Origin of the sequence: Leeuwenhoekiella palythoae, assembly GCF_900130045.1 — a bacterium.
Lineage (GTDB): Bacteria > Bacteroidota > Bacteroidia > Flavobacteriales > Flavobacteriaceae > Leeuwenhoekiella > Leeuwenhoekiella palythoae.
Genome location: NZ_FQXT01000003.1, coordinates 779,919 through 794,559 on the forward strand (window position 1 = coordinate 779,919; position 14,641 = coordinate 794,559).

General features: G+C 45.2%; 8 protein-coding genes. 7 read left to right on the forward strand and 1 reads right to left on the reverse strand.

Going from position 1 to position 14,641, the window contains the following annotated elements; all coding sequences use genetic code 11:
- Positions 1-67: 67 nt before the first annotated feature.
- The gene (locus BUA96_RS10460) at positions 68-766 is read right to left on the reverse strand and encodes a FadR/GntR family transcriptional regulator (protein ID WP_072982912.1); all 699 of its coding nucleotides are present in this window, start codon (positions 764-766) and stop codon (positions 68-70) included.
- A 124-nt stretch (positions 767-890) separates the two neighbouring features.
- Here BUA96_RS10460 and BUA96_RS10465 point away from each other — a divergent pair, with 124 nt between their 5' ends.
- From BUA96_RS10465 to BUA96_RS10495, 7 genes are all read left to right on the forward strand, one after another.
- Positions 891-2,303: a glycoside hydrolase family 28 protein gene (locus BUA96_RS10465; RefSeq protein WP_072982824.1), complete on the forward strand. Its 1,413-nt coding sequence runs from the start codon at positions 891-893 to the stop codon at positions 2,301-2,303.
- A 2-nt stretch (positions 2,304-2,305) separates the two neighbouring features.
- Positions 2,306-4,465: a sodium:solute symporter family protein gene (locus BUA96_RS10470; RefSeq protein ID WP_072982826.1), complete on the forward strand. Its 2,160-nt coding sequence runs from the start codon at positions 2,306-2,308 to the stop codon at positions 4,463-4,465.
- 75 nt (positions 4,466-4,540) lie between these two features.
- Positions 4,541-5,404 carry an inositol oxygenase family protein gene (locus BUA96_RS10475; protein ID WP_072982827.1) on the forward strand — a complete coding sequence of 288 codons (864 nt, stop codon included), beginning with the start codon at positions 4,541-4,543 and terminating at the stop codon, positions 5,402-5,404.
- Between the two features lie 21 nt (positions 5,405-5,425).
- Complete coding sequence (locus BUA96_RS10480; RefSeq protein ID WP_072982829.1) at positions 5,426-7,684, forward strand: alpha-N-acetylglucosaminidase; 2,259 nt, start codon at positions 5,426-5,428, stop codon at positions 7,682-7,684.
- Between the two features lie 10 nt (positions 7,685-7,694).
- Positions 7,695-8,825, forward strand: coding sequence for an acyltransferase family protein (locus tag BUA96_RS10485; protein ID WP_072982914.1), 1,131 nt, complete (start codon positions 7,695-7,697; stop codon positions 8,823-8,825).
- Between the two features lie 18 nt (positions 8,826-8,843).
- A complete protein-coding gene (locus BUA96_RS10490) occupies positions 8,844-11,945 on the forward strand; it encodes a beta-galactosidase, LacZ type (protein ID WP_072982831.1) in 3,102 nt (1,033 codons plus the stop codon).
- Between the two features lie 40 nt (positions 11,946-11,985).
- Positions 11,986-14,487 carry a glycoside hydrolase family 95 protein gene (locus BUA96_RS10495; protein WP_128755758.1) on the forward strand — a complete coding sequence of 834 codons (2,502 nt, stop codon included), beginning with the start codon at positions 11,986-11,988 and terminating at the stop codon, positions 14,485-14,487.
- The last annotated feature ends 154 nt before the right edge of the window (positions 14,488-14,641 follow it).

Below are 14,641 nucleotides of genomic sequence, written 5' to 3' on the forward strand. Positions count from 1 at the left end.
AAATCCGTCAATCTCAAGGCAAGGCCCGGATTGACGGATTTTTTTTATTCAGTTATTAAATGAGCGTTTAGCTCAGTTTGCTAAAGTGCGGTGTAAGGTGATTGCGCATGTTTTCTCTGAATTCATAAGCAGTACCACTACGCAAGGTTTCAACCAGATCATTATGCGAGATACTACCCCGCTTGGGTTGTGCCGCAGACTTTGATTCCTGCTGCATCATATAATGAAAAACGGGTAAAAGCATAGACTGAAAACGGTTTAGAGTACCATTTCCAGACATTTTATAGAGATACGAGTGAAACTCAATCTCGTGAGCCAGACGGGTTTGAAGATCGGTTTTACAAAGGGGGTCATTAGCCTCCCGGTCTACAATCTCCTGTAAATTATCAACATCGGAATCATTTTTTCTAATGAACAGCAATTCACTCATACCTACTTCAAGCACCAGTCGCAACTCAAATATGTGTTGCATAGCTTCTTCGCCAAGCAGGTCGGGGTCCATGATGCGTTCTATTCCGCTTAAAATATCGGGTTCTGCTATAAACATTCCCTTGCGCTTTTTAGACTCAACGACGCCCAGCATACGCAAACGGCTAAGTGACTCACGCACGATGTTTCGGCTAACACCCAGATTTTCGGCGAGCTCTATTTCTCCGGGTAAAGAATCTCCAGACTTAAAACGATTCTCTTTTAAAAATTCAAGAATACGTTGTTCTACCTGCTCTACCAGAGAAACTGATTTAATGGGCTTTATTTTAGAAGACATAGCGATGTGATAGTTAGTGGCAAATTTCTGATAAAAACATTGAAAACTTAAAACATTCAAAATGGAATTTTAACACATATTTTAAATATATTGCTATCTAAAATATGTCCTACATATAAAATTAATGAACATAACGAATATACACGAATTTGGAGCCGTAAATGATAATTTTACGAATAATGCGGTTTCCATTCAAAAGGCTATAGATAGTTGCGCTGCAAATGGCGGTGGCAAAGTCGTTATACCTGCAGGAAAACCCTTCCTGTCGGGCCCCTTTGAACTCAAATCAAATATTGAATTACACCTGGAGCAGGGCGCAGTACTCAAGGCCTTTCCTGACGAAAGTGTTTATGTAAAAAGCGCGTTCAGACAAAATCTGGGTGAAGGTACCATCTGGATAGGTGGAGAAAACCTCAGCCAGATTTCCATTACCGGTGGAGGAACCATAGATGGCAACGGTATCTTTTTTATGGGCGATGAGCTTCACGATTCCTATGAACTGAAGCCTTTTGAGACGATAGACCCCAGACCGCACATACTCACACTGGTATCCTGTAAAAATGTAAAAATGCACGGCATCACTGTTAGCAATGCTGCCTATTGGGCGCTGCATTTTTTAGGTTGTTACGACGTTTCTATCGCAAATATTTCGATCTATAACGACCTTAAAGTGCGTAACAGCGATGGTATCGATCTCGATCACTGTCAAAATGTACGCATCAGCAATTGCCATATCGAATCTGGTGACGACTGTATTTGCCTTAAGAATCGAAGGGAATACGAAGAATTAGGCCCTTGCAAAAATATCGTAATTTCAAACTGTACCCTGATCAGCACTTCGTGCGCTATTAAAATTGGTTCTGAAAATATGGATGCCATCAGCCACGTCACCTTTAATAACTGCATTATTACAGGTAGTTGCCGGGGTATAGGTATTCAAAACCGCGATGAAGGCACCGTGTCAGACATCATTTTTTCGAATATTATGGTAGAATGCAAACAGTTTTCTGACGTCTGGTGGGGAATGGCAGAGCCTATCTACATTACCGCCTATCCACGTGCCTCGCACGATCACAAAGACGCGGGCTGGAGATTAAAGCCCGGAGCTGCCGAAGCCGGTATTGGTAAGGTTTCTAATATCACCTTTGCAAACATCAGATGTAAAAGTGAAAACGGGATTTTTCTGGGAGCAGCATCGCCTGACCTCCTGGATAACATTCGCTTTAACGATATTGACCTCGAGATTTCAAAAACCACCGAATATCCGGGAGGGTATTACGATTGCAGACCCTGCAAAGATGCTGATTTCATCGGTGATCAAACCGCCGGTTTTTACATGGTAAATGCCAGCAATGTTTACATCTCAAACACCACGGTAAACTGGGGTACTCAAATACCTGATTATTACGGTAATGCGGTTTATGCGGAAAATATCACTCCGCTGGTTCTCGATAATTTTAATGGTTCAGCAGCATTTGACCATTTGGAAAGCATCGTTAAGCAAGGACAAACACAACTCGAAAAAATTTCAAATTAATCATGATTTTAGGCTTATCATATCTGGATATAATAGTACTGGCGCTTTACTTTGGTGTTATAGTATATATCGGCATACGGTCTAGCCTCAAGATCAAAAAGGAAGAAGACTATTTTCTGGGAGGCAGAAAATTTGGAAAACTCTTCTCTACCTTCGCCAGTTTTGGGCAGGCCACCTCAGCCGATGGCCCCGCAGGAGTGGCTACCACCAGCTTTAAAAACGGTGCCAGCGGCATTTGGAGTTCGCTTTTAATGCTTTTTGCCACGCCCCTGTTTTGGATTACGGCACCCTGGTTGCGACGCCTGCGCATCACCACGATGGGCGATTTTTATGAGGAGCGTTACGCTTCGCGAAAAATGGCCGCAACCTATGCCTTAGTGGGAACCATTGGCATGATGGGTTTACTTTCGGTAGGTTATAAAGCGGTAACCACCACGGCTCTGGCAATGACCGGAAAGCCGGAAACCGCGCTTACCCCAACCGAAAAGATCGAAAAAGAAAAAGCAGATCGCCTTTTTGAACTTTCTAACGAAAACTTCACCTACCTCTCTCAGGCCGAAAAACAGGAATTAACTGAATTGAGACAGGAAAATCCACGGGCGCTTTTCAGTTATTTTTCTGAAGATCTACTCATCTGGACCATCTGTTTTATCGTGCTGTTTTACACGGCATTGGGAGGACTCGAAGCCGCGTTTTACACCGATTTGCTTCAGGGGATTTTTATCATTCTGCTTTCAATCATTCTCATACCCTTCGCCTGGCAGGCGATTAATCAGCAATTCGGCGGTAGCGGCATGATGCAGGCGCTCACCAACCTACACGAGCAATTGCCCGAAAGTACTTTTGAAGTTTTTGGTTCACCAGCAACTTTAGACTTTACCTGGTATTTTATCATTATGGCGGCCCTGGTATCGGGGATGACGGTCGTAGCCCAGCCTAACCAACTGGTAACTGCCGGTGCTGCAAAAAGTGAAGACGCGGCACGCACAGGCTTTGTGACCGGAACGTTTATGAAACGTATTGTGACCATCCTCTGGGGAATGGTAGGGCTTTGCGCTATTTTACTCTACGGGGGTAAAATCATGAACTCCGATTTTGTTTGGGGTCATGCCACCACACAATTACTGGCACCGCTGGGATTAGGCCTAGTCGGATTGATGCTGGCCAGTCTGATGGCTGCCTTGATGTCAACGGCAGATTGCCTGATGATTACCGTTTCCGGACTCATCGTCAACAACTTTTATAAGTATTTTTACCCGGAACGCTCTGCCCGACATTACATCTGGGCCGGTAGAATATCGGGCGCTATTTTTCTCATCGGGGCTGCGGTAATCACGACGCAGTTTGATACGATTCTTCAGATTTTAAAGTTTATCTGGGAGTTCTTTGTGGTGTTTGTGGCAGCATTTTGGCTGGGATTAAAATGGCGACGTGCCAACCGAATTGCAGCCTGGTGTTCGATTCTGCTCACCCTTCTCCTGTTTTATCTGATCCCCATGATCCTGCCGGTAGTCTTTCCGGCGATGCGCACCGATGAAAGCCTGGCGAAGCTCACCGAATCGCTAATCGTTACCCGAAATTATGACGTAAAAGAAGTAGATCTTGAAAACCGGAAACACGATATAGCGCAATGGGAAAAACTTCCGCAAAGCGAAAAAGAACAAATCAAAAAACCGGAAGCGCTTACGCTGGGAGGTACTAACGCGGTAGACTATGCGATGCCGCAACAAGCTATATTTTGGTCTAAAGGAGTTTCGGTAAATAGAGCTGATGAGCGCTACGGCCGCGGCTACATTTATCTGGAATTGTACCTGCTCGACCGTCTGGGCTGGGATCTTTCCAGGAATCCCTATGCTTTAAACGAAACCATAAGACTCGGTATCCGTTTGTTATTTCCATTTTTGGCACTCATCTTCATCGCTTTGGCAACAAAACCTGATCCCGACGAACATTTAATGTTCTTCTACCAGAAGATGCGCACCAGGGCGATTGACAACAGTACCTTGAAAAATCAACCGGTTACTGAAAGGCTTTTGTTTCCCAATAGCAATTGGGAATTGTACACCTGGAATAGAAAAGACAGCGCGGGCTTCCTGCTCGCCTGTCTCGTAGTTATACTCATTATTGGTTTGCTCTACCTGATGGTTTCCCTCGGGTCCTGATTAATGAATTGATGAAACGGAACTAGAAAACCGCAAAAAAAAATAAAAAGAACTGTTTAACCTGAATTTATAGTTATGAAAGATAGCAATCAAAACGCGCAACCGCTGGGTAGTCTTGACGAGTGGGAAGATGATGTGGTGCGACGTTATCCCGAAGAGGCTCATAAAGCCAAGGAAGAATTTCGCAATTACGAAGCTCCGGCTCGTGATACGGTAAAAGAGTTTTACCGCATCAATCACATCAACCAGACTTATGATTTTGTCCTCGAAAAGAAAAACGACTTCCTCAAATTTAACCGTCGTGAGATGTCGCTTTGGGATGCAGTCGAATTTTTAAATACGCTCGTTGATGACTCTGACCCGGACATTGATCTCGATCAAACCCAGCACTTACTGCAAACCTCTGAAGCCATACGCGCAGACGGGCATCCGGATTGGTTTGTGCTTACCGGTTTCTTACACGATCTGGGTAAAGTATTGTGCCTTTTTGGCGAACCGCAGTGGGCTGTTGTGGGCGATACCTTTCCCGTAGGTTGTGCCTATTCAGACAAAATCGTGTATCCGGAGTTTTTCAAGCAAAATCCCGATTATACCAATGAGCGCCTCAATACCAAATACGGGGTTTACAAACCCAATTGCGGCTTAGATAACGTGCATATGTCCTGGGGTCACGATGAGTACCTGTACCACATTATGAAAGACTATCTGCCCGAGCCGGCTTTGTATATGATACGTTATCATTCGTTTTACTCGCAGCACCGCGAGGGCGCTTACGATCACCTGATGAGCAAACACGATCACGAAATGTTTAAGTGGGTAGAAAAATTCAATCCGTATGATTTGTATTCTAAGGCTCCTACCCCGCCAAACGTAAAAGAATTGCGTCCCTATTACGAGGATTTGGCTGCCAAATTCCTGCCGGACACCCTAAAGTTTTAGATTATTTTTATAGTACCTGTTATGATTCTTAAACCGAAATACAAATCTGTCTTAAAGCTTGCCTGTTGCCTTTTTCTAATTGCAGGGCTTAATTCCTGTAAAAAAGAAAAAGAACCAGAAATTCAGACACAGGAAGGAACGCCCTACACGAGTCTCCTAAAACGCGTGGTGCCCGAGTATGCTGACCAATTTAGTATTGATTCGCTACCCGGTGCCGGCGATCAGACCTTTGAAATTGCAGCTCAGGATGGTAAAATCAGTTTAAGGGGAAATAACGGCGTGGCTATTGCTTCGGCCCTGTATTATTACATAAAAGAGTACGCTCATGGGCAGATCACCTGGAATGGCACCAACCTCAACTTCCCGGATACCCTGCCCCTGCCTGAGCAGTCTGTACGTAAAGAATCACCTTACGAGTACCGCTACTACCTCAACTACTGCACCTTCAACTACTCGATGAGCTGGTGGGACTGGGAACGCTGGGAAAAGGAAATCGACTGGATGGCGCTTCACGGTATCAATATGCCTTTAGCCATAACCGGTGAAGAATACATTTGGGACGAAGTTTACAAGTCGTACGGCTTTACCGATGAAGATCTCAACGACTTTTTCAGCGGTCCTTCGTATTTCTCCTGGTTTTGGATGGGAAATTTGGACGGCTGGGGCGGTCCGCTTCCGCAAAGCTGGAAAGAAAGTCATCGCGATTTGCAGAAAAAGATTTTGCAGCGCTCACGCGAACTGGGAATGAAGCCCGTGCTTCCGGCATTTACCGGTCACGTTCCGGCTTCCTTCAAAAAATTCTTCCCCGATGCCAATCTCAAAAAAACCAATTGGGGCAATGATTTTGGCGATACTTACATCCTGGATGCAGGCGATCCGCTTTTCGCAGAAATAGGAAAACGCTTTTTAGAAAAACAGGAAGAGGTTTTTGGCACAGATCACCTCTACACGGCAGATACCTTTAACGAAAATGAGCCACCTTCAGACGATCCGCAGTATTTGGGTGAGTTGAGCGAAAAGATTTTTGAAGGCATGAAAGCCGCAGATCCCGAGGCAACCTGGGTGATGCAGGGCTGGTTGTTTTACAGCCACAAAGACTTCTGGAAAACCCCTCAAATAAAAGGTTTGCTTAGCACCGTGCCTGATGATCGCATGATCATTCTCGATCTGGCTACCGAAATTGAACCGGTTTGGAAACAAACCGAAGCCTTCTACGGCAAACAATGGATCTGGAATATGCTGCACAATTTTGGCGGAAATATCAGTATGTTTGGCCGCATCGAGACGGTCGCACAGGAACCTGCAAAAGCTTTAAGCGACAGCACTTCGGGTAATTTAAAAGGAATCGGTCTTACGATGGAAGCCATTGAGCAAAACCCGGTGCTTTACGAACTGATGACCGATAATACCTGGCGCGACACGCCCATTGAACTCAAGCCCTGGCTAAAGCATTACACCCGCAACCGCTATGGTGCGGTAAACGACAGCATTACCAAAGCCTGGGATATTCTGGTAGAAACGGCTTACAACGGCACAACGATACGCGATGGCGCCGAATCTATCATCGCTGCGCGTCCTACTTTTGAAGGCTACCGCCGCTGGGCACGCACTAAGATGAATTACGATCCGCTTGATCTGCTGCCCGCCTGGGATTTATTTGTTGGAGCCAGTGACACCTTTAAAAATGCTGATGGTTTTGAATACGATCTTGTTGATCTTACCCGTCAGGTGCTTGCTAATTATGGGCTGCCTGTGCAGCAACAGATGGCTATTGCCTATCGCAATAATGATCAGGAGGCTTTTAAAAAGCACAGCGAAGAATTGTTGACGCTTATCAGCGATTTGGATCAATTGCTTGCTACGCGAAAAGACTTCCTGCTGGGTCCCTGGATTGCCGATGCGCGAAGCTGGGGCACCACACCTGAAGAAAAAGCGCTTTACGAGCGCAATGCCCGCGACCTCATCACGCTTTGGGGCGGTCCTGACAATCCGTTGCACGAGTATTCATGCCGCCAGTGGAGCGGGGTGCTTAACGATTTTTACAAACCACGCTGGCAACAATTCATCACCGATGTTCAAGCCGATTGGGGCAATTTTGACCAGGAAGCCTTTGATGAAAAAATTAAACAATGGGAATGGGAATGGGTCAACAAAGAAGAATCCTACCCCACTGAGCCTAGTGGTGACGCTTACCAAATAGCAAAAGCGCTTTACACCAAATACCGAAGCAAAATCACCCCGATCACTAAGATCATGCCGCCTATTGACTATAATTATTAATCCACTGCTTATGACCGTCAAAACTTCAGAACGCTTTTTATCGCTCGACGTATTTAGAGGGCTAACCATCGCCCTGATGATTTTGGTAAATACGCCGGGCACCGGTGCTGAGATGTACCCCTATTTGGTGCACGCGCAATGGTTTGGGTTTACGCTGGCTGATTTGGTTTTCCCATCCTTCCTGTTTGCCGTGGGTAACGCGATGAGCTTTTCGATGCGCCGCTTTCAGGAGGCTTCACCTGCAGATTTTTGGAAAAAAGTGCTCAAGCGCACCGCAATCATCTTTCTTCTGGGCTTTTTGATGTACTGGTTTCCGTTCTTTGAATACAACGATGGGCAACTGCAGTTATCCCCATTCTCCGAAACCCGGGTTATGGGCGTTTTGCAGCGCATTGCCCTGTGCTACTTTTTTGGTGCAGTGATGGTGCGGTATTTTTCAGTCAAAGCTATTTTCATAGCCTGTATCGCAATGCTCCTCGCCTACTGGGGAATTCTCTATGCTTTTGGTGAACCCGGAGCCGAACTCGAGATGGCAACCAATGCCGCTGCTAAATTTGACTTTGCCATTTTGGGCGAAGGCCATATCTATAAAAAAGATGCCATCCCTTTTGACCCGGAAGGTATTTTGAGCACCCTGCCCAGTATCGTAAACGTGCTTGCTGGTTATCTCGCGGGTGTTTTTATCAGACGAAAAGGCAAAACCTACGAGACTATTGCCAAACTGATGCTGGCCGGGTTTATCATTTTTGCTTTAGCCGAATGGTGGGGCTTAATTTTCCCCATTTCCAAAAAATTGTGGACGAGCCCCTTTGCGATGCTAACCATAGGCCTTAACCTGTCTATGCTGGCTGCACTCATCTTTGCGGTAGAATTAAAAAACATCAAATTTGGTAGCGATTTTTTCAACACCTTCGGAAAGAATCCGCTGGTGATTTACCTGTTTTCTGAATTGTTTTACATTACGCTGCGTCTGATACCGGTAAACGAAAATCAGGATGCTTTTGAAAGGGTAAGTGAAGAAATCTTTCAGCGCATCTTCCCGGGATCTTTCGGGGCGTTGATGACCGCTATTGTCTTTATGCTCCTCTGCTGGGCTTTAGGATACTGGATGGACAAAAAGAAAATCTACGTCAAAATATAAGTATAGAAAATTGAATTCATGAAAGTTATCGCATCCCTATATTTTATTTTATTATTCTGCTTGACAGGTCTTGCCCAGGAGGTTAACGAATGGGAAAATCCGCTGGTTTATGAGCGCAATAAACTGGAGCCACATACCGATTTTATCGCATATTCTAACAAAACCGATGCACGCGCCGATGTGTTTTCAACTTCTCCCTTTTACCAATCCTTAAACGGCATCTGGAAATTCCATTTTGTGAAAAAACCGGAAGATCGACCACTTGATTTTTACAAAACAGACTTTGATGATTCAGACTGGGATAGCATTCCGGTTCCTTCTAACTGGGAGTTGGAAGGTTTTGGAATACCTATTTATACCAATATCGATTATCCCTTTCCTAAGAATCCGCCTTTTGTAGATAACAGCTATAACCCGGTGGGCACGTACCGCCGCAGCTTTACAATACCTGAAACCTGGGATGATCAAGAAGTAATCCTGAACCTTTCTTCGGTATCGGGCTATGCGCGTGTTTTTGTAAATGGAAAAGAAGCGGGAATGACTAAAGTCGCCAAATCTCCTTCTGAATTTGATATCACTCCTTTTTTACAGGAAGGAAGCAATCAACTCGCCATTCAGGTGTGTAGATGGCATGACGGCAGCTATCTGGAAGATCAGGATTTCTGGAGGCTCAGCGGCTTGGAGCAGGATGTATTTTTATATGCCCTGCCCAAAACCAGTATCTGGGATTTCTTCCTGAAAGCAGATCTTAAAAACAACTACAAAGACGGGGTTTTTAATGCTTCAGTAAACTTGAAGAATTTTGATAACGCCGCCCAATCAGGTTCATTACAACTTGAAATCATTCCGGCGTATGCTTCCAAGGCTGTTTATTCCGCGACTAAAAAATTTACCACAACCAAAACCCCGGTGAACTTTCACACAACGATTAAAAACGTACAAACCTGGAGTGCTGAAACGCCCAACCTCTATGATGTAGTATTGACCTTAAAAGACGCTTCGGGAAAAACCCTGATGCTTACTTCAGAACAGATAGGTTTTAGGGCTATCGAACTTAAAAATGCGCAATTGCTGGTCAATGGAATGCCCGTTTTGATCAAAGGCGTAAACCTGCACATTCACGATGATGTAAAAGGCCACGTACCTTCGCGCGAGGTGATGCTCAAAGATTTAAAGTTGATGAAGCAAAACAACATTAACGCTGTGCGTACGAGCCATTATCCGCAGAACCCGTTGTGGTTCAAGCTCTGCGATCAATACGGGATGTATCTTGTAGATGAGGCCAATATTGAATCTCACGGAATGGGCGCCAATGTCCACGCGGTTAAAAATAAAGATCAACATCCGGCTTATCAACCTGAATGGTTCCCATCGCAAATGGATCGTATTCAACGCCTGGTAGAGCGCGATAAGAACCATCCTTCGGTGATTGTCTGGTCACTGGGTAACGAGTGTGGCAACGGAATTTTCTTCCCGCAAGCTTACGATTGGGTTAAGGAGCGAGATGACTCGAGGCTGGTGCAATTTGAACAGGCCAATGAAGAACGTAATACCGATGTGGTTTGCCCCATGTATCCCAGCATAGATCATATGAAGGAATACGCCGCGGCAACCGATAAGTACCGCCCCTATATTATGTGTGAATATGCACATGCGATGGGCAACAGCTCCGGTAATTTTAAAGAATACTGGGACATCATTAGAAGTAGCGACCAGATGCAGGGAGGTTTTATCTGGGACTGGGTAGATCAGGGAATTAAAACTGAAGACGATATGGGAACCTATTGGGCCTATGGTGGTGATCTGGGCGGACTCGATTTTCAGAATGATGAAAATTTTTGCGCCAACGGGTTGGTTTCTTCAAACCGCACTCCGCATCCGGCTCTGGAGGAAGTTAAAATGGTGTACCAAAATGTACAGTTCGACTTTGATGAAGAGTCGAAAAAGCTTTCGGTTTTCAATGAATTTGACTTCACGAATCTGAAGGAGTATCAATTTCAATGGGCGTTGGTTGAGAATGGAAAAGTGATTGAGGTCGAAGATTTTTCGCTAGCGATTGCTCCTCAGACTTTGGGTACGGCAAAAATCAAATTACCCAAACGGCAGGCTGATGCTGAATATTTGCTGAATGTTTACGCCTTTACCAAAACCGCTACCGCTCTTGTACCAGCCGGTCACGAGATTGCCAAAGCACAGTTTTCGTTGAATCCACCTGTTTTCATATCAGCATCCACAGCCGGAAAACTGGAAGTCAAACAAACAGAAAATCAGCTGATATTTGAGACGAGTGAAACACGGGGAACTTTTGATCTTAAAAAAGGAGTTTTTACTTCTTACAGTAGTGACTCCGTAACGCTTGATGCATTACCACAGCCCTATTTTTGGCGCGCTCCTACTGATAACGATTTTGGGAACAAAATGCCCGAAGAACTGAACATCTGGCGCAGTGCTCACAGCAATGTGACGCTTCAGGATGTAAAAGTTGAAAAACAAACCGAAGAAGGCCTGCCCATTCAAGTCATCTATCATTTGAACGATATTAACCTGCCTTATACACTTGCGTATGTAATCCAAAATGTCGGAAGCATCCGTGTGACGGCCAGGCTTGATCTTAAGGCTAAAAAACTGCCTGAACTTCCACGTTTTGGTATGCGCATGCAGCTACCGGCCGGTTTTGATAATCTGGAATATTACGGCCGTGGACCGGAAGAAAATTATGCAGACCGTAATTCTGCTGCTTTTATCGGAATTTACAAGGCTCAGGTAGACAGCCTCAAGATGCCATACATTCGCCCCCAGGAATACGGCTATCATACCGATACGCGCTGGCTAAAACTCACCGATGCCAGCGGAAACGGGATTGAAGTCGAGGGATTGCAACCGCTATCGTTTAGCGCACTTCCCATCAAAACCGAAGCGCTGGATCCCGGTGAAACAAAAAAGAATCAACATCCTACAAACCTGCGTTACCGAGATGAAACCACTCTGCATATTGATTTGGCACAACGTGGACTAGGCGGCGACAACAGCTGGGGCGAATATCCGCATTCCGAATATCGCCTTACAAACGATGACTATTCCTACAGCTATATTTTGAAACTTATAAACCCAGAACCTTAAATTTAAGAAGGATAACATTCCTTACCTAAACACAAATTTGATGAGAAACACTATTTTTCGCAGCTCTTATCTCGCTTTATTGATACTCCTGATAATTTCTTCCTGTAAAAAAGAAGAAACTCAAAATCCTGAATTAGCCAAATCTGAAATACCCGAGCTTTGGTACGATGCCCCTGCCCGTGAATGGGTTGAAGCCCTTCCGCTGGGGAATGGTAAAATAGGCGCGATGGTTTTTGGGCGTGTAAGTGATGAACTGATTCAGCTTAATGAAAGTTCGCTTTACAGCGGTGGCCCCGTACCACAAAGCATAAATCCCGATACTTCTAAATATTTAGAACCTTTACGCGAAGCTATTTTTGCCAAAGATTACGAGCAGGCAACCCTTCTAGCCAAAAAAATGCAGGGCTATTACACCCAGTCTTACATGCCTATGGGTGATTTGCTGCTGCATCAGGACTTGAAAAACGATTCTGTGCAAAACTACAAACGTACGTTGAACCTGGCCGATGCTATTACCACCACGGTATTTGAAGCAGATGGCGTAAAGTATAACCGTGAGCTCTTTACTTCGGCACCCGATAATGTTTTGGTAATAAAACTTACTGCTGATGCAGCAAAAGCCTTAAGCCTAAATTTTTCTGCGCAAAGCCAGCTGCGATCTGAAGTTTCGGTCACCGAAGATCAGGTGTTGGTCGTTAGCGGGAAAGCTCCGGCAAACGTAAACCCCAACTATTACAATCCCGAAGGTGTAGAACCCATAACCTATGAAGATCCTGAGGGCTGTGACGGTATGCGTTTTCAATACCGCATCAAAGTGCTAAATACCGACGGGACGCTCCGTGTAGAAAATAACAGTCTGGCAATCGCTGATGCTTCCGAAGTGGTTGTGCTGCTTACCGAAGCAACCAGCTTTAACGGTTTTGACAAATGCCCGGATAAAGACGGACTTGACGAAGCAAAACTTGCGACTGAATCTATGCAGGCGGCCTCAGCCAAGACTTATGATCAACTCAAAGCAGATCACATCGCTGATTTTTCGGCCTATATGCAGCGTGTAACCCTTGATTTAGGCACAACGCAAGAAGACCAACTCAATAAGCCTACTGATGCTCGCTTAAAAGCCTACTCTGAAGGAGCTAATGATCCTGAACTGGAAGCTTTGTATTTTCAATACGGCAGGTATTTACTGGTTTCTTCCTCAAGACCGGGCGGAACTGCGGCAAACCTGCAAGGAATCTGGAATAAAGAAATGCGCCCGCCGTGGAGTTCAAATTACACCACAAACATCAATGCCGAAATGAATTACTGGCCGGCAGAAACCACTAATTTGAGTGAAATGCATCAGCCGTTGTTGGCCTATATTCAAAATGCTTCGGTTACCGGAAGCCGCGTGGCTAAAGAGTTTTACGATGCAGACGGCTGGGTGTTGCACCACAATTCAGACATCTGGGCAACGGCAAACCCGGTGGGTGATCTTGGTGACGGTGATCCGCTTTGGGCAAACTGGTATATGGGTGGCAACTGGCTTACGCTGCACCTCTGGGAGCACTATGCTTTTACTCAGGATGAAGGCTATCTGGCAAAAGTATATCCGGTAATGAAAGAAGCAGCTCTTTTTACTTTAGACTGGCTGGTAGAACGCGACGGGCAATTGACTACAGCGCCTTCTACCTCTCCTGAAAACCTCTTTTTGGTAGACGGAAAAGGATATGCGGTTACCGAAGGGGCGACTATGGACATCGCCATCATTCGTGAATTATTCAGCAATACCATTAAAGCTTCTGAAGTGCTGGGTACCGACACTGAGTTTAGAGAAAAACTTGTTGCTGCTCAGGAGCGTTTGATTCCCTATCAAATAGGTGGCAAAGGCCAGTTGCAGGAATGGAATCTGGACTTTGAAGAAGAAGATCCGCATCACCGTCATGTTTCGCACTTATTTGGGTTACATCCGGGTACTTCCATCTCGCCGCTCACCACTCCGGAACTCGCTGCAGCTACCGAAAAAACCTTTGAACTGCGCGGCGATGAAGGAACTGGCTGGAGCAAAGCCTGGAAAATCAATTTCGCTGCCCGCTTGCTTGATGGCGATCACGCATATAAGATGATCCGCGAATTGATGCAGTACGTTGACCCCTACTCCAAAGAGCATAAAGGTGGGACGTATCCTAACCTGTTTGATGCGCATCCGCCGTTTCAGATAGACGGGAATTTTGGAGCTACTGCCGGCATCGCCGAAATGCTGTTACAAAGTCATTTGGATGAATTGCACCTACTTCCTGCCCTGCCCGGTGCCTGGCCTAACGGTGAGGTAAATGGATTAAAAGCCCGTGGAAATTTTGACGTAGACATAAAATGGTCACAGGGAAGACTTCGATCTGCTAAGATAAAAGCAAACAATACTGGAAAAATCACCTTACGCACGCAAATACCTGTTGATGTGAACATCAAAATTTTTGACTTAAAAGCAGATGGGGACTATTTTCTTACTACTTTTTCAGTAGAGGCAGATCAGACGTACCAAATCACAACCAAAAACAACTAATCTAAGTTTTTTATTAATTATGAAAATAACTTCAGAAGATAACAAAAAAATCTCCTACCAACCCGCGGGAAAGTTTGAAGAAACGCGTTTTGAAAAGATACACAACATCAGCTTTCAGAATGCTACCGATGCTTCAGTGATCGTAGCGCAGGAA

What these genes read in the sequence shown, in the direction of transcription:
- BUA96_RS10485 (WP_072982914.1), top strand. Translation starts at nt 7,695, where the DNA reads ATGACCGTCAAAACTTCAGAACGCTTTTTATCGCTCGACGTATTTAGA.
- BUA96_RS10480 (WP_072982829.1), top strand. Translation starts at nt 5,426, where the DNA reads ATGATTCTTAAACCGAAATACAAATCTGTCTTAAAGCTTGCCTGTTGC.
- BUA96_RS10495 (WP_128755758.1), top strand. Translation starts at nt 11,986, where the DNA reads ATGAGAAACACTATTTTTCGCAGCTCTTATCTCGCTTTATTGATACTC.
- BUA96_RS10490 (WP_072982831.1), top strand. Translation starts at nt 8,844, where the DNA reads ATGAAAGTTATCGCATCCCTATATTTTATTTTATTATTCTGCTTGACA.
- BUA96_RS10470 (WP_072982826.1), top strand. Translation starts at nt 2,306, where the DNA reads ATGATTTTAGGCTTATCATATCTGGATATAATAGTACTGGCGCTTTAC.
- BUA96_RS10465 (WP_072982824.1), top strand. Translation starts at nt 891, where the DNA reads ATGAACATAACGAATATACACGAATTTGGAGCCGTAAATGATAATTTT.
- BUA96_RS10460 (WP_072982912.1), bottom strand. Translation starts at nt 766, where the DNA reads ATGTCTTCTAAAATAAAGCCCATTAAATCAGTTTCTCTGGTAGAGCAG.
- BUA96_RS10475 (WP_072982827.1), top strand. Translation starts at nt 4,541, where the DNA reads ATGAAAGATAGCAATCAAAACGCGCAACCGCTGGGTAGTCTTGACGAG.